Below are 23,147 nucleotides of genomic sequence, written 5' to 3' on the forward strand. Positions count from 1 at the left end.
TTGAGTTGTGTAATCGTCTCCGCCACCGGGCTTGGGTGGTGGGAAACGAGGGGGGCATTACAGGAGGCGCGTCCGGTGGCTCGCCGGATGGCGGGGATCAATCAGCGCAGCAGGTACGGGATATCGACCTTGACCGCGCCGGTGGGGCAGTCTTTCTCGCAGGGCATGCAGTACCAGCACTCGTCGAAGGCCATGTAAGCCTTTTGCGTGGCCGGGTTGATCGCCAGCAGGTCCATGGGGCAGACCTCGACACAGACGGTGCAGCCTTTTTCGGCGATGCACTTGTCTTCGTCGATGGTCACCGGGGCGCTGCTGCGAAAGAAGATTTCCTGGGGCTGGTAGGCCATTTCACGGGGTCCTTGGGGCCTTCATGGGCACCTTTTCATCTAGAGGCTTGCACATTTCCCTGTGGGAGCGGGTTTACCCACGAAGAATCCAACACGGTCGATGGCACCGGCTTCGCCGGTGTTCGCGGGTGAACCCGCTCCCGCAAGGTTAGGTGTCGCTCAGGCGGCATTGGCTTTGACTCGCAACCGGTCATAGGCAGTCTGCTCTTCGGCATCCAACGCGATCAGGTACGGCTCGACGGCTTTCTTGAAACTGGTCATTTCACCGTTTTCGCCTTTTTTCAGATGGCAGTGGCAGAACCACTCGCCATCGTTGCGCTCGGGGAAGTCGACCCGGTGGTGGTACAGGCCCCAGCGGCTCTCCTCACGGAACAACGAGGCCCGCGCCGCCATTTCGGCACAGTCGCGGATCACCGAGACCTCCATGGCCCGCATCAGCTCATGCGGGTTGCTGGCCTTCATCTGCTCGAGATCACGCTCGATCTCGGCAAAGCGCGCCAGGCCGATTTCCATTTTCCTGGTCACCTTCGGCGGCTGCAGGTAATCGTTCACCATGCGTCGCAGCTTGTATTCCACCTGCGCCGGCGGCAGACCATGCTCACGCTGCAACGGCGCGAACACCCGCGCGCGTTCGCGCTCGACCTGCCCGGCATCGACCTCGGCCAGTTCCCGCCCGGCCACGTACTGTGCGGCATTCACACCGGCAAACCAGCCGTAGGTGAACGCGCCAAGCATGTAGTTGTGCGGTACCGCCGCCATGTCGCCTGCGGCGTACAGGCCTTTGACGCTGGTCTCGGCCTTCTCGTTGACCCACACCCCCGAGGCCGAATGCCCCGAGCAGAAGCCGATCTCGGAAATATGCATCTCGACCATGTGCTGGCGGTAGTCGGTGCCACGCCCGGCATGGAACTGGCCACGGCTGGGGCGCTCGTTGCTGTGCAGGATCTCTTCGATGTTCTGGATGGTTTCCTCGGCCAGGTGGTCGAGCTTGAGGAACACCGGGCCGTTGCCGCCTTCGAGCTCCTGGTGGAACTCCCACATCATCTGCCCGCTCCAGTAGTCGCACTCGATGAAGCGCTCGCCCTTGCTATTGGCGGTGTAGCCGCCCAGCGGGCCGGTGACGTAGGCACAAGCCGGGCCGTTGTAGTCCTTGATCAGCGGGTTGATCTGGAAGCACTCGAGGTTGGCCAGCTCGGCACCGGCATGGTAGGCCATGGCATAGCCGTCACCGGCATTGGTGGGGTTCTCGTAGGTGCCCATCAGGTAACCCGACGACGGCAGGCCCAGGCGGCCGGCGGCGCCGCAGGCGAGGATCACCGCCTTGGCCCGGACCACGCGGAACTCGCCGGTGCGGCAGTCGAAGCCCAGCACACCTGCAGCGGCGCCCTCGGCATCGAGCAGCACACGGGTGCAGACCATGCGGTTGCTGATCTCGACCCGGGCGCGCTTGAGCTGGCGGTAGAGCACCTTCTTGATGTCATGCCCCTCGGGCATGGGCAACACATAGGCGCCCATGTGATGGACCTTCTTCACCGCGTAGTCGCCGGTCTCGTCCTTCTCGAACTTCACCCCCCAGCGGTCGAGCTGCTCGATGGTTTCGAAACTGTGGGTGGCGTAGGCATGCACGGCGGCCTGGTTGACGATGCCGTCGTTGGCCACGGTGATTTCCTTGGTGTACTGCTCGGGCGTGGCATGGCCGGGGATGATGGCGTTGTTCAGGCCGTCCATGCCCATGCTGATGGCGCCGCTGCGCTTGACGTTGGCCTTGTCCAGCAGCAGCACGCGCAACTGCTTGTCGTGCTCCTTGGCCTTGATCGCCGCCATTGGCCCGGCAGTGCCGCCGCCGATGACGATGATGTCGTAATCCTGGGTCTCGATGCTCATGCCTTGCTCCCCTTCTGGCGGTCGATGCGCAGGCGGTACTGGAAGGCATCGCCGCGGTAATACAGGTGTTCGAAGTCCAGCGGCGTGCCGTCGGCGGCATGGGTCAGGCGTTCGATGCGCATGATCGGCGCACCCTCCTCCACCTCCAGCGCCTGGGTCAGGTCGCTGTCGGCCAGCACCGCGTCGATGGCCAGGTCGGCGTGGCCGAGGGCGATGCCGCAGTCGTTTTCCAGCAGCAGGAAGATGTCGCGAGTGACCAGGTCGGCCTTCTCCAGCTTTTCGCCGACGGTCTTGGGCAGCCAGGTCAGTTCCAGCGATACCGGCTCGCGATTGATCAGCCTTACCCGGCGGATCTCGGTGACCGGGCTGCCCTCCTCGACCTGCAGGCGCGCGGCCACCAGAGCACTGGCCGGCACATGGCGGAAGCTGCGCAGGCGGTTGATCACCTCGTAGCCCATCTGCGTCATCGACTCACCCAGGCCCTGCAGGGTGCTGACGTTCTGGAACGCCTTGGGCTTGGCGACGAAGGTGCCTTTGCCGTGGATCTTGAAAATCAGCCCTTCTTTCTGCAGATCGCCGAGCGCCTGGCGCACGGTGATACGGCTGACATCGAAAGCCTTGCCCAGCTCGCTTTCCGAGGGCATGCGGCTATGCGGTGGGTACGTACCGTCGAGGATGCGCTCGCGCAGCAATTCCTTGAGCTGGGTGTAAAGCGGTACCGGGGACAGGGGGAGCAGTTCGGCCATGGGTCTCTTCGCTGATCGATGACTTGTTATAACAAGTTGTGACCAGATCATAGAGGGCATAAGAAGAGGTAAGGAAATACTGATATCGCATATGGATAGACGGATTTGGGTTGGCCTGTACAGGCCCTTCGAGGCTGACGCCGCTCCGGCAGACCGCGCAGAAGCTGTGGGAGAGGCTTCAGCCACGAACGGTCAACCGAGAAAAACAGCCTTAGATCAAGGCGATGGACGCCGCCGAATCAGATGGGTATCATGCGTGCGCGTTGCACTCGTAGCTCAGCTGGATAGAGTACTGCCCTCCGAAGGCAGGGGTCGTGGGTTCGAATCCCGCCGAGTGCGCCATATCAGAAAGCCCTGGGATCACTCCCGGGGCTTTTTCATTTGTGCGACATGTCGCGTTTCTGGCACTCCCGTGCCATGGGTCATTGATGTTAGCGTGGGCCCCTTCCCGTATCCGACGGGCACCCAACAACAATGATTCGCGAAGGAATGCGCGCGCATGCACCTGAAAAAGCTCACCTCCACCGCCTTGCTACTGGCCAGCATCGGCCTGTTCACCCAACCGGCCCAGGCCAACCTAACTCAGCAACAGTCCGCCGCCATCGTCAAAGCCTTCGAGGGCAGCAACCCGGCTGACTTCAAGCAATTCCTCGGCAAACTCAAAAGTAGCGAGCTGGCCAAGGCCGACAACCTCGCTGCCACGCTCGACGCCTACCTGGCCGGCAAGCCGCTCGCAACCGAGCAGCAGAACGAGATCAACCGCCTGCTCGGCCTTTACACCCGCATCAAGTACGCCAAGGCCGCCACAGAGAACCTGCGCGAGCTGGTCGCTATCCCCACGTTCAGCGTCGACGGCGTGCCGCAGCACGAAAACCCCGAGTTCCTCAAGATCGCCGACAAGATCAAGGCCCTGGCCGAGGGCTTCGGCCTGACCTTCCGCAATGTCGACAACCGCGTCTACGAGATTTCGCTGGGCGAAGGCAAGGAAGTAGTCGGCATCCACGCCCATGCCGACGTGGTACCGGTCAACCCGGACAACTGGAAACTGGCCGACGGCACCCGCCTCGACCCGTTCAAGGTCACCCAGGTCGGCGACCGCATGTACGGCCGCGGCACCGAGGATGACAAGAACGGCATCATCGTCGCGCTGTATGCACTGAAAGTGGCCAAGGATGAAAACCTGCCCCTGGCCCGGCAGTTCAAGCTGCTGATCGACACCACCGAAGAAACCAGCGGCGACGCCATCCCCTACTACTTCGAGCGCAACCCTACGCCTGACTACAACCTGGCACTCGATGGCGGCTACCCGGTGGTGATTGCCGAGAAGGGCTACGGCACGGTCATGGCCAGCTTCAGCAAACGCCCGGCCACCGGCCAGGGAGCGGAAATCATCAACCTGACCGGTGGCCTGGCGACCAACCAGATTCCGACCACGTCGGTGGCCACCTTGGTTAGCGACAACCCGCTAGCGCTGGCCAAAAACCTGAAGAATGCCGGCGCCGATTATGTGAAGCACAATGGCGGCGACTTCAGCATCGATGCCAAGGTCGATGGCAAGAACGTGCTGCTCACCGTGACCGGCGTTTCTGCCCACTCTTCGGAGCCAGAGTCCGGCATCAACCCGGTGGCGCGCATGCTCGACTTCCTCAATGGCCTGGGCCAGCAGGTGCCGCTCAAGCACAACCACTTCACCGATGCCGCCCGCTACGCCGCCGACAACTGGGGCCTGGACTATCTGGGCAAGCAACTGGGCATAGGCTTCGAAGACCCGTTCATGGGCCCGTTGACCACCTCGCTGACCTTCGTCGGCGTAGATGACAAGGGCCTGAAGCTGGCCGTGAACCTGCGTATCCCCAAAGGCAAGCCGCTGGCTACGCTCAAGGACCAGTTGGCCGACAAGCTCGGCAAATGGACCCGCCAGAGCCACACCTCGGTGGCCTTCGACTACAGCCTCGACGAGCCGATGTTCCGCAACCCCGAGGGCGAATGGGTCAAGGCGCTGCTGGATGTGGCCAGCGAGAACCTGGGCATGAAGCACGAATTCGGCACCTCGGCTGGTGCCACCTCGGTGCATGACCTGCCCAACGGCGTGCAGTTCGGCCTGGCCATGCCGGATGTGAAGTACACCGGGCACAACGACAACGAGTTCAAGACCGTGGAACAGTTCATGCTCGACTTGCAGATCGTGAGCGAGATGGTGGCGCGGATCGGGCAGATGCCGAAGCTCTGAGTCAGCTGTACCGGCCTCTTCGCGGCTAAAGCCGCTCCCACAGGTACTGCGGCGCATTTGCGGGCTGTAGAAATCCTGTAGGAGCGGCTTTAGCCGCGAAGAGGCCGGCACGGGCAACACCCATGACGTTTTTCAATCGACTCCATGCCGTTTCCTGCATTGCCGTGCAGGCCGGCTTGCCGGATGCTTTATTTACTCGGAGAGCTCGTCTTATTCACCCGCAGAGGCCCGTATGAAGAACGTCGAACAACTCCTCAAGACCAAGTCCCAGCACCAGACCGTGTACACCATCGGCCCGGATGACTCGGTGCTCGACGCCCTGAAACTGCTGGCGGAGAAAAACGTCGGTGCGCTGCCTGTGGTCGAAAACGACAAGGTAGTGGGGATCGTCAGTGAACGGGACTACGCACGCAAACTGGTGCTCAAGGGCCGCTCCTCCGCCGCAACGCCGGTGCGCGAGATCATGAGCGCGCCAGTGATCACCGTTGAGCCGAAGAGGAATCTGGATTACTGCATGCAGCGAATGACCGACCTCCACCTGCGCCACCTGCCAGTGGTCGACAACGGCAAGCTGCTCGGGCTGCTGTCGATCGGTGACCTGGTCAAGGAAACCATCGCCGAACAGGCCAACCTGATCAAGCAACTGGAGCAGTACATCCGCGGCGAATGATTGCGCCTCAGTGGTAGGCGCGCTCCAGCTCGTCCAGCTGATGGTCGAAGCTGCGCAGGCGCGCCGACCAGGTGTACACCAGCACCTCCAGGTCACGATTGAGCACGGCGGTATTGCCATGGCCGTTGCTCGACGGCTCGCACAAGTCCAGCTGATAACGCTCGCGGGCCATGGCCGTGGCCACGCTGGACAGATCGCGGGCATTGGCCAGCCAGTGATGGTGATGGTCGTGGATTTCCCGGTCGAGCGCCCGGCACTGGCGTTTCAGGGCATCCAGGCTCTGCTCCAGCGGGGTGCCCTTGAGCTCGCCCATGACCTCCTCGAAGGTGCGACCGGAATGCCAGTAGCTGCCCCAGAAATAGCGGTCGAACACTGTCTCGACACGGCGTAGCGCGACCTTGGTGTTCCAGATGGTCAGCAATGTTCGCCCCTGGACCACTTCACGCTTGTTCAGGCGCAACTGCTGCCAGGCAATCCAGGTCAGCGCCACCAGCGCGACCGCGCCAGTCACGGCGGCGGCAGCGTAGAGGAACTGTATCGCCTGGTTCATCTGCTGGGTGTGGCGGATACCATAGAAATAACTGGCCGTCAGGGTGCCCAGGATCGTCACGGAGCACCAGAAACCTGGTGCGTAGGGATCTTTCATCACGCTATCCCCTCTTGTTTTTTCCTGAGCATAGCAACGGCCAATCACTCGTCAGGTGCCGCTCGGCACTTTATTTTCGGGGGCGGCGCAGCGCTTCGTTGAGTTGATCGAAAGGCACCGCCCAATCGGCATCTTCAATGATGCTTTCTTTCAGGAAAGCGCGCTGGGACTCGGTCCAGAACGGTGCATCCACCAGCTTGGTCTCGTTCTTCAAGGGCGAATGGCTGGTGATGAACTGGTCGATGCTCTGCGCATCGTCGGGCAGGCCCAGTTGCTTGAACAGCTCGGCGAATGGATGGATCGGTGCGTCCATGGTTCCTCCTGTGTGCCGGGCTGGCCGTCCACGACGCCGGCCCGGCATTGGCTTGAAAACATCAGCACAGCTCGCGTACTTCGGCTTGCGGCACCAGTTTAAGGTACTGCTCCATGCTCATGTGGATCAGGTGATCGTGGTCACCCGCCTCCAGGTAGACATCGCCTTGGCGGGTAAGACTCGAATCGAGCAGCATCTTGATCTGGTAGGCGTCACCCATCGCCGGGATGGCACCCCGCTCGCAATCGCCGAACAGCATCGGCAAGGCGCTTTCGCGGGTCAGCTGCCAGGCGCCGGACATGCGCACCTTGCTCATGTCCATGTGCCGGTTGGCCGGTAGTACGGCCATGATGTAGTTGCCATGGCGGTCGTCGAGCATGACCGACTTGGCGACCCGCTCTGCGGGCACCCCGGCCGTGCGCGCCGACTCCAGGCTGGTGGCCGAGTGTGGGTGGGGAATGATGTCGTAGTCGCAGTTGGCCTGGTCCAGGCGCTGCTGCAGGGTTTTGGCCATACGCATGATGCACCTCCGGTTTCGCCCCCCAATTTCCAATTTTAGGCCTTGGGCCGGCAGGCATGGCTAAACTTCAAGCAGAGAGGTCGACGAGGTGACGACAGGTGATCACTCGATGTTGCCGCTGCTTGCTGCTGTTGCTTCTGCTTGGCCTTGCCCAGGCCGGTCAGGCGGCGCCCGGCAGCGTCTGGGTGCTGGGTATCGATGATGCCATCGGCCCGGCCAGCGCCGACTACCTGCTGCGCAACCTCGAACAGGCCAAGGCCCAGGGCGCCCAATTGGTGGTGCTGCGCCTGGACACCCCCGGCGGGCTGGACAGCGCCATGCGCCAGATGATCAAGGCGATTCTCGCCAGCCCGGTGCCGGTCGTCAGTTTCGTTGCCCCCAGCGGCGCCCGTGCCGCCAGCGCCGGCACCTACATCCTGTATGCCAGCCACGTCGCGGCCATGGCCCCGGGGACCAACCTCGGCGCCGCCACGCCGGTGCAGATCGGTGGCCTGCCCGGTACGCCAAAGGACGACAAGGCCAAGCCGAGCGACGAGGAACAGACCCTGGCGCGCAAACAGGTCAACGATGCCACCGCATACATCCGAGGCCTGGCTCAGCTGCGCGGGCGCAATGCCGACTGGGCAGAGCAGGCGGTGCGAGAGGCAGTCAGCTTGCCTGCCAGTGAAGCGCTACGCCTGAAAGTGATCGACCAGGTGGCCAACGACCTGCCCGATCTGCTGCACCAACTCGACGGCAAGACCTTGGTCGCCGCCGGCGAACCACGGCTGCTGCAAACACGGGACGCGGCGCTGGTCGAGCACCTGCCGGACTGGCGCACGCGCCTGCTGGCCGTCATTACCAGCCCTAGCGTGGCGCTGATCCTGATCATGATCGGGGTGTACGGCCTGTTGTTCGAGTTCATGAACCCCGGCTCAGCGCTGGGCGGCGTGGTCGGCGGTATCTGCCTGCTGCTGGCGCTGTACGCCCTGCAGCTGCTGCCGGTGAGCTTCGCCGGCGTGGCACTTATCCTGCTCGGCATCGCCTTCATGATCGCCGAGGCGTTCCTGCCCAGCTTCGGCGTGGTCGGTTTCGGCGGCATCGTGGCCTTCGTGGCAGGCGCGGTGATCCTGATCGACACCGATGCACCGGGCTTCGGTATCCCGCTGCTGCTGATCGGCACTCTCGCCGTGCTCTCGGCGCTGCTGATCGGCGGTGTGCTGGGCATGGCCATCAAGGCGCGGCGACGGGCGCTGGTCAGCGGTGACGCCGGCCTGGTCGGCAGCCTGGTGACGGTCACCCACGTGCTGGCGGACAACCCGTTCTGTGGTTCGGTACAGGCCCAGGGCGAACAATGGCAAGTCCAGTGCTCAACGCCGCTTCAGACCGGGCAGAACGTTCGGGTCACGGCGCGCCATGGCGTGATGCTGGAAGTGAGCGCCGCCGCACCGGCGGCGCAAGGAGACCGATGATGTTCATGCAAGTGGGTTTCGGCGCGGTGCTGATCGTGCTGGCGATGCTGTTGCTCTCGGCATTTCGCATCCTGCGCGAATACGAGCGCGGCGTGGTGTTCCAGCTGGGGCGCTTCTGGCAGGTCAAAGGCCCGGGGCTGATCCTGCTGATCCCGGTGATCCAGCAGATGGTCCGGGTCGACCTGCGCACCGTGGTGCTGGATGTACCGCCGCAGGATGTGATCACCCGCGACAACGTATCGGTGAAGGTCAATGCGGTGTTGTATTTCCGCGTGCTCGATCCGCAAAAGGCGATCATCCAGGTCGAGGACTTCCTCGTCGCCACCAGCCAGCTGGCCCAGACCACCTTGCGAGCGGTGCTGGGCAAACACGAGCTGGACGAACTGCTGGCCGAGCGCGAGCAGCTGAATTCGGACATCCGCCAGGTACTGGACGCCCAGACCGACGCCTGGGGCATCAAGGTGGCCAACGTCGAGATCAAGCATGTGGACCTCAACGAATCGATGATCCGCGCCATCGCCCGCCAGGCAGAAGCCGAACGCGAGCGGCGGGCCAAGGTGATTCACGCCGAGGGTGAATTGCAGGCGTCGGAAAAGCTGATGCAGGCCGCGCAGATGCTCAGCAAGGAGCCGGGGGCCATGCAGTTGCGTTACATGCAGACACTGGGGGCGATTGCCGGGGACAGGAGCTCGACCATTGTCTTTCCGCTGCCGATCGACTTGCTCAAGGGCTTGGTGGACAAGCAGAAATGACCGGGGCTGCCTGGCAGCCCCGGCTCTCGGTCAGATTGGCGCCCGACGCAGGGTGGCGAGGAAGGTCGCCGCGCCGATGAACAACCCGGCAAAGGTACGGTTCAGGCGCTTCTGCTGCTTGGGCGTGCGCAGCAGGCGCAGCACCCGCGCAGCCAGCCCGGTGTAACCCGCCATCACCAGCATGTCGACGCTGATCATGGTCACGGTGATCGCGATGTACTGCGGCAGCAGCGGCGCATGCGGGTTGAGGAACTGCGGCAGCACGGCGAGCATGAACACCAGCGCCTTGGGGTTGCTGACGTTGACCAGGAACCCCCGGAACATCAGGCTCAACGGCTTGCCGATCGGGCGCACGCCGGACTCGTCGGCCATGTCCATCGGCAGGGCGCGCCATTGCTTGTAGGCCAGGTAGACCAGATAGGCGACACCGAACCACTTGATGAGCTGGAAGGCGGTGGCGGAAGCGGCCAGGACGGCACCCACGCCGGCGGCGATGATGGCGATCTGCACGATCAGGCCTAGTTGCAGGCCCAGGGCATTCCAGTACCCACGCCAGAAACCGTACTGCAGCCCGCTGGACATCGAGGCAATCGCCCCGGCACCCGGCGACAGGCTGATCACCCAGCACGCGGCAAAGAAGCCCAACCACACTTCCATCGACATCACACACCTCGCTCAACAATTGTTGCAAAACGTTAAGCTAAGGGGTTGGCGAAAAAATAACCAGCAAATTCTGCGGACATTCCATCGCCTGTGCTGGCCCTTTCGCGGGACAAGCCCGCTCCCTCAGGAAAACCACAAACTTCAGAGCCTGTGAAGTGCCTGTGGGTGCGGGCTTGCCCCGCGAAAGGGCCGGAACAGGCGGCCACAATGGATCAGGACAAAGCCTCAAGCTCAGCCTGCATGCTCTCCAGGGTTTCCAGAGCCTCCATCCAGGCTTCCTCAAGCTCACCTTCGCGCTGCTTCAGCTTGGTCTGCCGCGCCAGCAGATCGCGCAACTCATCCTTGCGCGCCGCTTCGTACACACCACCATCACCCAGCGCAGTCTCGACCTCGGCCAGCTGCGCATGCACGTGGTTGAGCTCGCTCTCCAGCTTGTCGGCCGCCTTCTTGTGCGGTGCCAACTGCTGGCGCAAGGCCGCCGCAGCCTGACGCTGGGCCTTCTTGTCGGTCTTGTCCGGGTTGACCGGGGCATTGCTGGCCGGCGCACTGCGCTGGCGATACTCGACCAGCCAACGGCTGTAGTCGTCGAGGTCGCCATCGAAAGGCTCGACCTTGCCATCGGCCACCAGCAGGAAGTCGTCGGTGGTGCTCTTGAGCAGGTGACGGTCGTGGGAAACCACCACCACGGCACCGGCAAACTCCTGCAGGGCCATGGTCAGCGCCAGGCGCATTTCCAGGTCGAGGTGGTTGGTAGGTTCGTCGAGCAGCAGCAGGTTCGGCCGTTCCCAGGCGATCAGCGCCAGGGCCAGGCGGGCCTTCTCACCACCGGAGAAGTTCACCACCGGCTCGTCGACACGGTCGCCATGGAAATCGAAGCCACCCAGGAAGTCGCGCAGGGTCTGCTCGCGCTCGGTCGGCGCGATGCGCTGCAGGTGCAAGAGCGGGCTGGCCTTGTCGTCCAGCGAGTCGAGCTGGTGCTGGGCGAAGTAGCCGACGGCGAGGTTCTCGCCACGCACCAGGCGGCCCGACTGCGGCTCGAGCTCACCGGCGAGGTTCTTGATCAGGGTCGACTTGCCGGCGCCGTTGGGGCCGAGCAGGCCGATGCGTGCTCCCGGCACCAGCTGCAGCTTGACCTTGTCGAGGATGGCCTTGTCGCCATAGCCCAGGCGGCCTTCGGACAGGCTCAGCAGCGGGCTCGAAATCTTCTGCGATTCGCGGAAGACGAAGTCGAACGGTGAATCGACATGGGCCGCCGACAGCTCTTCCATGCGCTCCAGGGCCTTGATCCGGCTCTGCGCCTGGCGGGCCTTGGTGGCCTGGGCCTTGAAGCGGGCGATGTACTTTTCCATGTGCGCGCGCTGCGCCTGCTGCTTCTCGTAGGCCTGCTGCTGCTGCGCCAGGCGCTCGGCACGGGTGCGCTCGAAGGCGGTGTAACCACCCTTGTACAAGTTGAGCTTGCGCTGCTCGACGTGCAGCACATGGTCGACCACGGCATCGAGGAAATCACGGTCGTGGGAAATCAGCAACAGTGTGCCCGGGTAACCTTTGAGCCAGTCTTCCAGCCACAGGATCGCGTCGAGGTCGAGGTGGTTGGTCGGCTCGTCGAGCAGCAGCAGGTCGGACGGGCACATCAGCGCCTGGGCCAGGTTCAGGCGCATCCGCCAGCCACCGGAGAAGTCACCGACGCGGCGGTCCATCTGCTCGTTGGTGAACCCCAGGCCAGCCAGCAATTTACGGGCGCGGGCATCGGCGGTGTAGCCGTCGGCGACTTCCAGCTCACTGTGCAGGCGCGCCAGGGCAGTACCGTCGTGGGCCTGCTCGGCCACGGCCAGTTCGGCCTGAACCTTGCGCAGGCGGGCGTCACCGTCAAGCACATAGTCCACGGCCAGGCGGTCGAGGGTATCGACCTCCTGACGCATGTGGGCGATGCGCCAGTCGCCGGGCAGCTGGCAATCGCCGGCATCGGGCGACAGCTCACCGCGCAGCAAGGCGAACAGGCTGGATTTTCCGGCGCCGTTGGCGCCGATCAGGCCGGCCTTGTGACCGGCGTGCAGGGTCATCTCGGCGCCTTCTAGCAAGCGCTGCGGACCACGCTGTAAAGTGAGGTTGGATAGTCTGATCATAGTGGTCGCGGAGTCTACCAGCTTCCTCGGCCCGCAGCGTGAGTGGAATCATGTACACCGACCTGTGGAATCACGCCCTGGCGCTCTATGCCCGCCCAGGTGCCGAAACGGCTTGCCTGGATGTGCAGGCAATGGGGGGCGACGTCTGCCTGTTGCTGTGTGCGACCTGGCTGCAGGCGCGTGCCGTCAGCTTCAGCGAAGAGCGCGCCCAGGCATTGCGTGCGATTGCCGGGCCGTGGCAACACGATGTGGTTGCGCCGTTGCGTTGCCTGCGCCAGCAATGGCGCACGCCCGCGCAGCACGATCCACACCTGGCGGCGTTGCGTGAGCAGGTGAAGGGTCTGGAGTTACAAGCGGAGAAGGAGTTGCTGCAACGGCTGCAAACCTGTGCGCAACAATGGCCCTCAGGCTCGCATGAGCCCACGGACAATTGGCTGGACCGGCTGGCACCGGTCCAGGCCCGTGGCCACGACGCGCTGGTTAGCTTGCGCGTCGCGGCCGCAGCACTTCAGGAAGCCGAAGACGGCGCCTGAGCTGGGGTGCTGGCAGGTGCCGAGGGGGTGGCGGGAGCGGCCGAGTTGGTCGTTGGCGCAGTGGCGGCTGGTGTAGCCGGTTTGGTTTCGGCAGGTTTGGCCGCGACCGGTTTTGCAGGGGCCTTCGCTGCAGGTTTGGCGGCTGGCTTGGCGGCAGCGGGTTTAGCGGCAACCGGTTTAGCCGCTGGCTTGGCGGCAGGTTTGGCGGCTGTGGTTCTGGCCGGGGCTTTGGCTGCTGCAGGCTTGGCGGCAGCTGGTTTGGCAGGCGCCTTGGCTGCAGCAGGTTTCGCAGCTGGCTTGGCGGCAGGTTTGGCTGCGGCGGTTCTGGCCGGGGCTTTGGCTGCTGCAGGCTTGGCGGCCGCTGGTTTGGCAGGCGCCTTGGCTGCAGCAGGTTTCGCGGCTGGCTTGGCGGCAGGTTTTGCTGCGGCGGCTCTGGCCGGGGCTTTGGCTGCTGCAGGCTTGGCGGCCGCTGGTTTGGCAGGCGCCTTGGCTGCAGCAGTTTTCGCGGCCGGCTTGGCTGCAGGTTTGGCTGCGGCAGCTTTAGCGGCTGGCTTGGCGGCGGTAGCGCGGGCTGGGGCCTTGGCAGCGGCCGGTTTGGCCGGGGCCTTGGCGGCAGCAGGCTTGGCGGCGCTGCGGGCCGGTGCCTTGGCAGCAGCCGGTTTCACAGTCTTGGCAGCCACTGCACGCTGGTCGAGTGCCTTGCCAGCGGCCTCACGAACCTTGCCAACACCTTGGGCCAGTTTCAGGCTTTCTTGAGCATCACGCTTTAGTTGCTGAATGTAAGTACGCGTCTGAGTCTGGCGTTCCTTGAGCGAATCGAGCAATGCTTCAAGTTCACCAATAACCTTTTGCGCCTTGTTCTGTGCCTTGGCTTTGCCTGCCTTGGCCGCATCCTGCAACTTCAGGCGACCGTTGTGCAGTTTTTCCTGGGCTTTGCCGCGCTGCTTTTCCAACTTGGCCAGCAATTTCTCCGCATCAGCCAGCGCTTGCGAGCAGGCCTCTTCCAAGTGTTCGAGCAGGCTGCCCGAAAGTTGCTGGAGCAGGTGTAACGGCGTATTTACTGGTTTCTTTTTAGCCGACATGGTTTACCTCCTGGCTGACGAGATTGCGGCTCATACTATGCTTCTGCTGCTACCGCCGCTAGGGCATGTTGACAGTATTGATGGCGCCGCGTTGCATGCCTGGGCAAAGTTGTTATCTTGCAGCTCCGTGCAAGTGTAGTTGCTTAACAAAACGTTGCAGGTTTTTGCGGGGTGCATGACTTGAGTCGTTTATCGTTGCGTATATCGAGCGCCGCGCGGGCGGCGCTCGATCTCGACAACAACCAATCAATCACGCCAAGCACCCGAGCCATTACACACATCTGGATCAGAACCTACCCATGTCTCGTATTCTTGTTCTCAGCCTGTGCCTGATGGCGCCATTCGCCCTGGCCGATACCGCTCCTGCCAATGATCACGATCTGGCCTACAGCCTCGGTGCCAGCCTGGGTGAGCGCCTGCGCCAGGAAATGCCCGGCCTGCAACTGGATGCGCTGGTCGAAGGCCTGCGCCAGTCCTATCAGGGCCAGCCACTAAAGCTCGACAAGGCACGCATGGAGACCATTCTCCAACAGCACGAAGAGCAGGCCAGCAGCGCCGCCGAACAAGCCGAAGTGACCAAGCTGCAAGCCGTGGAAACCCGCTTCATGGCCAACGAGCGGGCCCGCGCCGGCATGCACGAACTGCCCGAAGGCGTGCTGTACACTGAGCTGAAAGCGGGTAATGGCGCGCAGCCCAAAGCCGGCGGCAAGGTTCAGGTGCGCTATGTCGGCAGGCTGCCGGATGGCTCGGTATTCGACCAGAACCAGCAACCGCAGTGGTTCAGCCTCGACTCGGTGATCGAAGGGTGGCAGGTGGCGCTGCCACACATGAAGGCGGGTTCGACCTGGCGCCTGGTTATCCCCTCGGCACAGGCCTACGGTGCCGAGGGCGCGGGTGACCTGATCGCGCCCTACACGCCGCTGGTGTTCGAAATCGAGTTGCTGGCGGTCGGCGACTGAGGCCGACCGTCAAGCTTCGACCGCGCCCTCTTCCTTGTGCGCGTTATGCAGCACCTCGATCAGGCAGTCTTCGAGCTCGAAGCGTTCGTGCAGCAGGCTGCCCAACTTGCCCAGCTTCTCGGCGAAGCGCTCGATGTCCTTGCATTCACCCTTCTCGCAATGGTCGTTGAAAGCCAGTGCGATCTGGGTAATGTCGTTGATTCGCGGGTTGATCTCTTCGGCCAGTTTCAGCGCCTTCTCATCCCCGAACGCCTTGGCCTCGGTGACCAGTTGCTCACTAACTTCGAAGTGCCAGGCTGACACATAATCCACCAGCACCGCACAGAAGTCGCGGTTCTTGTGCTTGTCGGCAAAGGCTGGCTTGGCGTCGCGCAAGATGCGGAAAGCCTGGACCAGCTCCTCTCGCTCCTCGAGCCAACGGTCGATCAGCTTGTGAACCCCACCCCAGCGTTCCTGGGCGTTCTGACAACTATCGAGCATGGCGATCTCTTCCCTTCTGGGTAGATGCCGCTGCACCTCGCACCACGACCGTGCAGCACAAAGGTGACATCAGCAGGACGGCATCGAGCAGTTGTGTTTTCGGTATGCGTGCTGGGAGATTATTCCCGCGCGTGCTTAGCATCAAGGTACGCAGCAGACAAAGTTCATACAAGTGTTTAATACTCCGATGCACCACCATTGGTCGCGCTATCGGCCAGCGCTATGCGCCAGGTCAAGGATTGCCAAGCGAGCGGAAACGATACGCCAGCAGCCAGCTCAAGGGCAGCGCTGCCAGCAACAGAAACGCCAGCAGGCTCCATTCCGGCAAGGTCAGGTCGAGAAAGCTCCAAGTCAGCGAGCTGCAGTCGGGGCCGCCGAGCAATAGCTGGCGCGCAGCTTCGCGCCACGACAGCTCGAACATGCGCCCGATCGGCAACGGGCACATGTGGCTGGCATCTACCGCCCCCTGCAACCACACATGGCGCGCAGCCAGCACGGCACCGCTGGCTGCGAACAGCAGCGCCGTTCGCGCGTACCGCCGTGCCCCGGCAATGCCAGGCGCATGCAACGCCGCACACAGGCTCACCAATGCATAAATGCCCAGCAGTACCCGCTGGCTGAAACACAGTGGGCAAGGCACAAGCCCAAGAACACTTTCGAGATGGAAAGACGCCCCCAGCACCGCCAGCGCGGCAAGGCATGCCGGAATGAAGAACGTGCGCAGACTGGCCATAGACATGGGCAGAAATGTCCCGGGAAAGTTGAAGTGGCCTGGAACGGTAGAGGAAAGGCCGGGGTTGTTTCAAGGCGCTACTGGAATGACAAGTCGCTGTATTGCAAGGGAAGTTTCAATTCGAGCTGTAGGAAATTTCTTAAGAGAAGATTGTAGAACTAACTTTATAACGCTGAATAAGTTACCGGCCCCATGAGCCCGCGCACTGGCGCGGGCTCATGGGCGTTCAGGCGCGCGCGCCCTCAGGCAACGGCAGTGCCAGAAGACGCTCATCGAGCAGGCCCAGGCCTTCCTCGAACAGCTGATTGCTGCGTTCGGTTTCGCCCAGGCTGGCAAGCAGGCGCGCCAGTTCGGCACAGGCTTCCGGATTACGCTCCATGCGCAGGCTGCTTTCGAGATAGTCACGCGCCTTGCCCCACAGGCGGTTCTGCAGGCTCAGTCGACCCAGGGTGAGCAACAGGCTCGGGTCTTGGGGATGGGCCTTCAGCCAGCCTTCGGCGGTTTGTAGCTGACGCGCCGGGTCATCACCGCGGACCAGGCCATACAGGCGAGCCAGGTGGCTTTCGTACTCACGCTTGAGCGCAGTGCGCAGCACCTGCTCGGCTTCGCCCTGGGCACCGACCTGGCGCAGCTGTTCGGCATAGGCCAGCACCAGTTGCGGCTCCTGACGCTGGGCTGCGGTCAACTGCTGCCAGGCGAGCTCAAGGGCCTGACGGGCACTGTGCGAATCCTCGCCACGGGTGGTCGCCAGGCCAAGGTTCTGGCCCCAGGCGCGCTTTTCCAGCGCGGCCAGCTCATCGGCCGGCAACACCTTGCCCTTGCGCAGGTCCGGCAGCAGGCGAATCAGCGCCGACCAGTCGCCACGCTCCAGGTGCAGGCGCTGCAACAGGCGCAACACCTGGGTGTTATGGGGGTGGCGCTCCTGCATGGCCAGCAGGGTTTCCAGCGCAGCATCGCGCTCGCCGCGGTCCATCTGCAATTGCGCATGGGTCAGGGCAATGGCCAGCTCGGCCTGGGGCTGACGCTCCAAGGCACGCTCCAACAGGTTGTCGCTGTCCTCCTTGCGCCCCTGTTCATTGGCGGCGCGGGCGGCGCCGAGGTAATACAGCAGTGGCTGGCGCTCAGCCTCGGCAGCACGATGCAGGTGGCGCTGAGCGCTGGCCCAGCGGCCCTCGGCCAGGTCCAGCTGGCCCTGTTCGATGGCGATCCGCACGCGGCGGCTGCGGTTGCGCCGCGACCACGGGTTGACCACGCCACTGGAGGTCAGCACCAGGCCGACCAGGTAACGCAGCAGCAACAGCACCACCACCACGCCCGCCAGCGCCGCAAGTGCCGCCCACAATCCGGATTGGTAACGGAAACCACCGTAGGCGATCAGTACATAACCACTGTGCTTGGCCACCGCAATGCCCAGCGCTGCGGCAATCACGATCGCCAGTACGGCCAACAGGTAGACACGCTTCATGGTTTGCCCCCTTCAGCCTCGGCTGGCAGATGGCGGCGCTGGATATATGCCTGCACCGCCGCCAGGCTTTCGCTCAGGTCCGGGGTCACTACCGAGACAGGCTGCTCCGCCAGCGCGTTGAGGCTGTCGAGCATCGCCTTGCTTTGCGGGTTATCAGCATTGAAGTTGGCCAGCAGCACACTGCGTGCATCATCCAGGGCCTGGTTGTAGACCTTGGCCTCGCCATTGAGCGCAGCCCACTGCGCCTGCTCGATGGTCAGGCTCAGGGCCAGGCGCAGCTGGTTGAGCTGCTGGCCAGCCAGCAACGGCCGCACATTGTCGTCGGCATTGAAGTCGATCTGGAAGTACTTGGAGATTTCTGCCCACCACTGCGACAGGCGACTGGCCCCATCACCATCGGCAGTCAGCGCGCCAAGCGCATCGGCGTTGCTGGCGAACTCGGGCGATTGGGCGCTGAGTTGCTGCACCAGCTCACGCTGGGCGGCGAGCTTGAGGAACAGGCCGGTGCGGTCCGGCTGCTGGGTGCTATTGAGTGTGGCCAGGCTGCGCGCCAGCTGCTCGCGGGCGGCAAAGGCACCCGGGTCGCTCTGCTCGCGGAGGATTTCGTCGGCACCTTCGACCAGCGCCTTGGCGCTGGTGATGTCCTGTAGCGCGGACAAGCGCAGGGTGGCCAGACGCAACAGGTGTTCGGCCTCGGCCAGGCGCCATTCCTTGCGGCTCTCGCCGAGTACGGTTTCCAGACGCTGGCTGAGACGTTGCTGGTCGCCTTGCAGCTGCGCCACCAGGCGGCGGCGGTCTTCCAGTTCGCTGGCCGCCGGCAGGCTGGCCAGTTGCGCACTGATCTGCTGTTCACGCTGCTGCAGTGCAGCGGCGCGCTGGTTGAGGGCTTCGAGGTGCTGGCCCTGGTTCACTTCACTGCTTTGCAGCTGCCGCACCTGCCAGACACCCCAACCCCCCACTGCAACCCCGGCCGCACCCAACAACAGCGCCAGCACGGCCAGACCACTGCCAGAACGCTTTACAGGCTTGTCGGTGACGGGTTGCGCCGGCTCTTGCACCGACGGCTGATCATTGTTGGACAAGACAGTTTCGCTCACGTATCCATCCTTTGCATGGGGGCGCCTCGCGCTAGTGCGAAGCGCCTTGAGAGGCAGGTGCAGCACTGCGCTGCACGGCTGCCAGCAAGGCCGTGGCACTCGCGCCACGGCAATCCACAACCTGTTGGGCCCCGGCGGCCCGGGCCTGTTCAGCGACCCGCGGGCTCGGCACGAACAACGGCAGGCTGGCTACGCGCGGCCAGTCGGCGGCGGCCATCTGCTGCAAATGTTCAAGACCCTGCCCACTGCTGACCACCAGGCCATTGAGGCGTTCCGCTTGTATGCGGCGCATCAGTGTGCCCGCCGGGTACTCCGGCAAGCAGCGACGATACAGTTCCAGATATTCGACACTAGCACCTTGCTCTGCAAGACGCTCGGCCAGCAGTTCGCGACCTCCGACGCCACGGACAATTACCACGCGTGAGGTAGGAACTGCGACAGCCTCGCGCAGGATCGGCAGTGCGAGCAAGGCCTCACTGTCATCACCTTGTGTAGGGAAAGTCACCTTCAGACCGGCGGCCTGCAACACCGCCGCGGTCGCTTCACCCACAGTGAACCACCTTGTCGGCGGGGGCTGCAGACCGGCTTCTGCCAACCGCCCGAGCAGCAGCCGGGCAGCTGGCTTGCTGACCACGATGATCGCCTGGCACTGACTCAACCCTGTCAGCAACTGCTGCTGTGCCCCACCCAGCACCACTGGCTCGATGGCCAGCAACGGCAAGCAACTGCTGGCCACACCGGCAGCGGCAAGGCTCTGCGCCAGTGCCGCGCAGTCCTCTTCAGGCCGGGTCAGCAACAGGCGCCAGGGGCTCACGGATGCCCGGCCTCGCCGTAGACTTCCTTGAGAATGGCCTCGGCGCCTTGGCCCAGCAGGTCTTCGGCAACCTGCACGCCCAAGGCTTCTGCATTGGCACGCGGCGCGCGGGCATCAGCCACCAGCAAGGTGCCGCCACTTGGCTGGCCCACCAGGCCACGCAGCCACAGCTGGTCGCCTTCGAGCACCGCATAGCAGGCAATCGGCACCTGGCAGCCACCGTTGAGGCGCTTGTTCAAGGCTCGCTCGGCAACCACGCGGTCGGCGGTATCGGCATGGTGCAGCGGTGCCAGCAAGGCATGGATTTCACTGTCGGCGCTGCGGCACTCGATACCCACCGCCCCCTGGCCACCGGCTGGCAGGCTGTCGTCGACACTGATGGCAGCGGTGATGCGGTCCTCGAAGCCCAGACGGATCAGGCCCGCTGCGGCGAGGATGATGGCGTCGTACTCACCGGCGTCGAGCTTGGCCAGGCGCGTGTTGACGTTGCCGCGCAGGAAGTGGATTTTCAGGTCCGGCCGACGTGCCAGCAGCTGGGCCTGACGGCGCAGGCTGGAGGTGCCGACGATGCTGCCGGCCGGAAGCGCGTCGAGGCTGGCGAAGTTGTTCGAGACAAAGGCATCGCGTGGGTCTTCGCGCTCGCAGATGCAGTACAGCCCCAGGCCCTCAGGAAAGTCCATGGGCACGTCCTTCATCGAATGCACGGCAATGTCGGCTTCATTGTCCAGCAGCGCTGTTTCCAGTTCCTTCACGAACAGGCCCTTGCCGCCGATCTTCGCCAGCGGCGCATCGAGCAGCTTGTCGCCGCGGCTGACCATGGGCACCAGGGTCACCAGCAGACCGGGGTGGGCCTGCTCGAGGCGGGCTTTGACGTATTCGGCCTGCCACAGGGCCAAGGCACTTTTACGGGTGGCAATGCGGATTTCGCGAGTGGACATGGAACGCCCCGATCCAGAGAAATGCCGCTGATGATAACAGCATCACCGGCATCGCTAGCAGATGTGGATCCGCGTGAGGGCCTTCGCGGCCAACGCAGCTCCTACAGGCGGCGCTGTACCTGCGGGAGCGGCTTGAGCCGCGAACAAGGGCGCGGCCCTTGCCATGCAGGCTCGGCCTTAGAGTGTTTGCATCATCTTGCGCACACCCGCCACATGCCGGCGGCTGACGGTCAGGGCATCACCGTCGAGGCCCTTGAGGAACAGCTGGAAATGCCCCAGCGGCGTGCGTTGCAGGCGTTCGATACGCTCGCGGGCAACCAGCGCATTGCGGTGAATGCGCACGAAGCGTTCGCCGAATTCGTCCTCCAGCGCCTTGAGCGGCTCGTCGAGCAGCACCTCACCGGCCTCGTGCCGCAAGGTCACGTACTTATGGTCGGCAATGAAATAGATGACCTGGGGCAAAGGAATCAGCTCGATCCCTTTGCGCGTGCGCGCACTGATATGGCTGCGCGGGCCGCCGCCTTCACTGCCAGGCCGGGTCAGCGCCGCCAACTGGGCACGGTTGGGCTTCTCGGCCTTGCGCAAGGCGTCGCGCAGGGCCTGAGGTTGAATCGGCTTGGTCACGTGGCTGAGGGTGCTGTCCTTGAAAGCCTCCGCACCGTATTCATCATCACCGGTACAGAACACCACCGACGGCGGCGCCTCGCGCTCGCACAGGCGAGCAGCGACCTGCAGGCCATCCAGGCCTGGCATGCCGATGTCCAGCAGGACCACATCGGGCTTGAGGCTTTCGATCAGTGCCAGGGCCTCCTCGCCGTTGGTGGCGCTGGGCTCCAGCACGGAGTACCCCTCAAGTTCAGCGATCAGCCGTGTGAGGCGTTCACGGGCTTGGGGTTCGTCATCAACGATCAGGACATTCATAATTGCTCTGGATTCCTGAGTGAGTCTCGCACAGGTATAGCGTAGACAAGAGCAGGTCGAGCGACACTGCGGTCACGCTCTAGACCGATACGAAGGCCAAAGATTCACTGAGCCGGCAGAATCGCTGCCAGTCCTCTGTCCAACTGTAGACGGTCCGTGGAACACTGCCGTTCAATCGTTGAATATCGTCCTGGCCTGCCTTTATGGATGTTTTCCAGCGGTTTCTGACGACCGACGCCCTGCGGCAGTCGGCCCAACCCTGCTATCATCGGCGCCACTTTTTCGTTCACGCCTGCAATGAGTGAATCCATGAGCACCGACAAGACCAATCAGTCCTGGGGCGGCCGCTTCAGTGAGCCCGTCGACGCCTTCGTCGCCCGTTTCACCGCCTCGGTCGACTTCGACAAGCGCCTGTACCGCCACGACATCATGGGTTCGATCGCCCACGCCACCATGCTGGCGCAGGTCGGCGTGCTCAGCGATGCCGAGCGCGACACCATCATCGATGGCCTGAAAACCATCCAGGGCGAGATCGAGGCTGGCAGCTTCGACTGGCGCGTCGATCTCGAAGACGTGCACATGAACATCGAAGCACGCCTGACCGACCGCATCGGCATCACCGGCAAGAAGCTGCACACCGGCCGTAGCCGCAACGACCAGGTAGCCACCGACATCCGCCTGTGGCTGCGTGACGAGATCGACCTGATCCTGGCCGAGATCACCCGCCTGCAGCAGGGTCTGCTGGAGCAGGCCGAGCGTGAAGCCGAAACCATCATGCCCGGCTTCACCCACCTGCAGACCGCCCAGCCGGTCACCTTCGGCCATCACCTGCTGGCCTGGTTCGAAATGCTCAGCCGCGACTACGAGCGCCTGGTCGACTGCCGCAAGCGCGCCAACCGCATGCCGCTGGGCAGCGCCGCGCTGGCTGGCACCACCTACCCGATCGACCGTGAACTGACCTGCAAGCTGCTGGGCTTCGAGGCCGTGGCCGGCAACTCGCTGGACGGCGTTTCGGACCGTGACTTCGCCATCGAATTCTGCGCTGCCGCAAGCGTGGCGATGATGCACCTGTCGCGTTTCTCCGAAGAACTGGTGCTGTGGACCAGCGCCCAGTTCCAGTTCATCGACCTGCCTGATCGCTTCTGCACCGGCAGCTCGATCATGCCGCAGAAGAAGAACCCGGACGTGCCGGAGCTGGTGCGTGGCAAGAGCGGCCGTGTCTTCGGCGCCCTGACCGGCCTGCTGACCCTGATGAAAGGCCAGCCGCTGGCCTACAACAAGGACAACCAGGAAGACAAGGAGCCGCTGTTCGACGCCGCCGACACCCTGCGCGACTCGCTGCGCGCCTTTGCCGACATGATCCCGGCGATCAAGCCCAAGCACGCCATCATGCGCGAAGCGGCGCTGCGCGGTTTCTCTACCGCAACCGACCTCGCCGACTACCTGGTCCGCCGCGGCCTGCCGTTCCGTGACTGCCACGAAATCGTCGGCCACGCCGTGAAATATGGCGTCGACACCGGCAAGGACCTGGCCGAGATGAGCCTGGACGAACTGCGCCAGTTCAGCGACCAGATCGAGCAGGATGTGTTTGCCGTACTGACCCTGGAAGGCTCGGTGAATGCCCGTAACCACATCGGTGGTACGGCACCGGCCCAGGTGCGTGCTGCCGTCGCTCGCGGCAAGGCCCTGCTGGCTTCGCGCTAAGGTCCATTGCGAGGGCTTCGCCCTCGTTCGCGGGCAAGCCCGCTCCCACAGGTATGGTGCAAGGCTCAGGCAATGC

At 63.6% G+C, this 23,147-nt stretch carries 23 protein-coding genes and 1 tRNA gene; 8 read left to right on the forward strand and 16 right to left on the reverse strand.

The features are described 5' to 3' along the window. Positions 1-101 precede the first annotated feature (101 nt). From OCX61_RS26175 to OCX61_RS26185, 3 genes are all read right to left on the reverse strand, one after another. Positions 102-347, reverse strand: coding sequence for a 4Fe-4S dicluster domain-containing protein (locus OCX61_RS26175; RefSeq protein WP_008096634.1), 246 nt, complete (start codon positions 345-347; stop codon positions 102-104). Between the two features lie 159 nt (positions 348-506). Beyond that, a complete protein-coding gene (locus OCX61_RS26180) occupies positions 507-2,231 on the reverse strand; it encodes a fumarate reductase/succinate dehydrogenase flavoprotein subunit (protein ID WP_261941974.1) in 1,725 nt (574 codons plus the stop codon). Beyond that, positions 2,228-2,977 carry a GntR family transcriptional regulator gene (locus OCX61_RS26185; RefSeq protein ID WP_261941975.1) on the reverse strand — a complete coding sequence of 250 codons (750 nt, stop codon included), beginning with the start codon at positions 2,975-2,977 and terminating at the stop codon, positions 2,228-2,230. Before OCX61_RS26185 ends, OCX61_RS26180 begins: the two co-directional genes overlap by 4 nt. Before the next feature lie 265 nt (positions 2,978-3,242). Between OCX61_RS26185 and OCX61_RS26190 the strand changes: the two genes are divergently transcribed. The 3 genes from OCX61_RS26190 (at position 3,243) to OCX61_RS26200 (ending at position 5,877) form a co-directional block, all read left to right on the forward strand. Further along, positions 3,243-3,319: transfer RNA gene (locus OCX61_RS26190), tRNA-Arg, on the forward strand. A 157-nt stretch (positions 3,320-3,476) separates the two neighbouring features. Then, positions 3,477-5,207 carry a dipeptidase gene (locus OCX61_RS26195; RefSeq protein ID WP_261941976.1) on the forward strand — a complete coding sequence of 577 codons (1,731 nt, stop codon included), beginning with the start codon at positions 3,477-3,479 and terminating at the stop codon, positions 5,205-5,207. Positions 5,208-5,439: 232 nt separating this feature from the next. Further along, positions 5,440-5,877, forward strand: a complete 438-nt coding sequence (locus OCX61_RS26200; protein WP_261941977.1) for a CBS domain-containing protein — start codon at positions 5,440-5,442, stop codon at positions 5,875-5,877. Positions 5,878-5,884: 7 nt separating this feature from the next. Here the strand turns inward: OCX61_RS26200 and OCX61_RS26205 are convergent, their stop codons facing one another. The 3 genes from OCX61_RS26205 to OCX61_RS26215 form a co-directional block, all read right to left on the reverse strand. Continuing rightward, the gene (locus tag OCX61_RS26205) at positions 5,885-6,523 is read right to left on the reverse strand and encodes an NADH:ubiquinone oxidoreductase subunit N (RefSeq protein WP_261941978.1); all 639 of its coding nucleotides are present in this window, start codon (positions 6,521-6,523) and stop codon (positions 5,885-5,887) included. A gap of 70 nt (positions 6,524-6,593) precedes the next feature. Then, a complete protein-coding gene (locus OCX61_RS26210; RefSeq protein ID WP_261941979.1) occupies positions 6,594-6,836 on the reverse strand; it encodes a DUF2789 domain-containing protein in 243 nt (80 codons plus the stop codon). Positions 6,837-6,897: 61 nt separating this feature from the next. Further along, positions 6,898-7,356 (reverse strand): aminoacyl-tRNA deacylase, encoded by a 459-nt coding sequence (locus OCX61_RS26215; protein WP_027916942.1) that lies wholly within the window; start codon positions 7,354-7,356, stop codon positions 6,898-6,900. Positions 7,357-7,454: 98 nt separating this feature from the next. Here OCX61_RS26215 and OCX61_RS26220 point away from each other — a divergent pair, with 98 nt between their 5' ends. Next, positions 7,455-8,807: an NfeD family protein gene (locus tag OCX61_RS26220; RefSeq protein WP_261941980.1), complete on the forward strand. Its 1,353-nt coding sequence runs from the start codon at positions 7,455-7,457 to the stop codon at positions 8,805-8,807. Then, positions 8,807-9,559: a slipin family protein gene (locus tag OCX61_RS26225; protein WP_261941981.1), complete on the forward strand. Its 753-nt coding sequence runs from the start codon at positions 8,807-8,809 to the stop codon at positions 9,557-9,559. Before OCX61_RS26220 ends, OCX61_RS26225 begins: the two co-directional genes overlap by 1 nt. 30 nt (positions 9,560-9,589) lie before the next feature. Here the strand turns inward: OCX61_RS26225 and OCX61_RS26230 are convergent, their stop codons facing one another. Both OCX61_RS26230 and OCX61_RS26235 read right to left on the reverse strand, forming a co-directional pair. Then, complete coding sequence (locus OCX61_RS26230; protein WP_261941982.1) at positions 9,590-10,222, reverse strand: LysE family transporter; 633 nt, start codon at positions 10,220-10,222, stop codon at positions 9,590-9,592. Positions 10,223-10,434: 212 nt separating this feature from the next. Then, positions 10,435-12,345 (reverse strand): ATP-binding cassette domain-containing protein, encoded by a 1,911-nt coding sequence (locus tag OCX61_RS26235; RefSeq protein ID WP_261941983.1) that lies wholly within the window; start codon positions 12,343-12,345, stop codon positions 10,435-10,437. A 50-nt stretch (positions 12,346-12,395) separates the two neighbouring features. Between OCX61_RS26235 and OCX61_RS26240 the strand changes: the two genes are divergently transcribed. After that, positions 12,396-12,878: a TIGR02444 family protein gene (locus OCX61_RS26240; RefSeq protein ID WP_261941984.1), complete on the forward strand. Its 483-nt coding sequence runs from the start codon at positions 12,396-12,398 to the stop codon at positions 12,876-12,878. Here the strand turns inward: OCX61_RS26240 and OCX61_RS26245 are convergent. Further along, positions 12,854-13,960: an AlgP family protein gene (locus OCX61_RS26245; protein ID WP_261941985.1), complete on the reverse strand. Its 1,107-nt coding sequence runs from the start codon at positions 13,958-13,960 to the stop codon at positions 12,854-12,856. The genes OCX61_RS26240 and OCX61_RS26245 overlap by 25 nt on opposite strands. Before the next feature lie 299 nt (positions 13,961-14,259). Here OCX61_RS26245 and OCX61_RS26250 point away from each other — a divergent pair, with 299 nt between their 5' ends. Then, positions 14,260-14,919 carry an FKBP-type peptidyl-prolyl cis-trans isomerase gene (locus tag OCX61_RS26250; protein WP_261941986.1) on the forward strand — a complete coding sequence of 220 codons (660 nt, stop codon included), beginning with the start codon at positions 14,260-14,262 and terminating at the stop codon, positions 14,917-14,919. Positions 14,920-14,928: 9 nt separating this feature from the next. On the opposite strand, the gene rsd is transcribed toward OCX61_RS26250, so the two are convergent. The 7 genes from rsd to OCX61_RS26285 form a co-directional block, all read right to left on the reverse strand. Further along, positions 14,929-15,399 (reverse strand): sigma D regulator, encoded by a 471-nt coding sequence (gene rsd / locus OCX61_RS26255; protein WP_261941987.1) that lies wholly within the window; start codon positions 15,397-15,399, stop codon positions 14,929-14,931. Between the two features lie 232 nt (positions 15,400-15,631). Continuing rightward, positions 15,632-16,138 (reverse strand): disulfide bond formation protein B, encoded by a 507-nt coding sequence (locus OCX61_RS26260; protein ID WP_261941988.1) that lies wholly within the window; start codon positions 16,136-16,138, stop codon positions 15,632-15,634. 220 nt (positions 16,139-16,358) lie between these two features. Further along, entirely contained in the window at positions 16,359-17,597 is a 1,239-nt protein-coding gene (locus tag OCX61_RS26265) for a heme biosynthesis HemY N-terminal domain-containing protein (RefSeq protein WP_261941989.1), read from the reverse strand. Next, positions 17,594-18,694, reverse strand: a complete 1,101-nt coding sequence (locus OCX61_RS26270) for a uroporphyrinogen-III C-methyltransferase (RefSeq protein ID WP_261941990.1) — start codon at positions 18,692-18,694, stop codon at positions 17,594-17,596. The genes OCX61_RS26265 and OCX61_RS26270 overlap by 4 nt, the downstream gene beginning before the upstream one ends. A 31-nt stretch (positions 18,695-18,725) precedes the next feature. Continuing rightward, a complete protein-coding gene (locus OCX61_RS26275; protein ID WP_261941991.1) occupies positions 18,726-19,508 on the reverse strand; it encodes a uroporphyrinogen-III synthase in 783 nt (260 codons plus the stop codon). After that, positions 19,505-20,446, reverse strand: a complete 942-nt coding sequence (gene hemC, locus OCX61_RS26280) for a hydroxymethylbilane synthase (RefSeq protein ID WP_261941992.1) — start codon at positions 20,444-20,446, stop codon at positions 19,505-19,507. Before hemC ends, OCX61_RS26275 begins: the two co-directional genes overlap by 4 nt. Positions 20,447-20,623: 177 nt before the next feature. Then, positions 20,624-21,367, reverse strand: coding sequence for a LytR/AlgR family response regulator transcription factor (locus OCX61_RS26285; protein ID WP_261941993.1), 744 nt, complete (start codon positions 21,365-21,367; stop codon positions 20,624-20,626). 309 nt (positions 21,368-21,676) lie between these two features. On the opposite strand from OCX61_RS26285, the gene argH reads away from it, so the two are divergent. Further along, positions 21,677-23,071, forward strand: coding sequence for an argininosuccinate lyase (gene argH / locus OCX61_RS26290; RefSeq protein ID WP_176509181.1), 1,395 nt, complete (start codon positions 21,677-21,679; stop codon positions 23,069-23,071). The last annotated feature ends 76 nt before the right edge of the window (positions 23,072-23,147 follow it).

Origin of the sequence: Pseudomonas sp. LRP2-20 (assembly GCF_024349685.1) — a bacterium.
In the GTDB taxonomy this organism is placed as follows: domain Bacteria; phylum Pseudomonadota; class Gammaproteobacteria; order Pseudomonadales; family Pseudomonadaceae; genus Aquipseudomonas.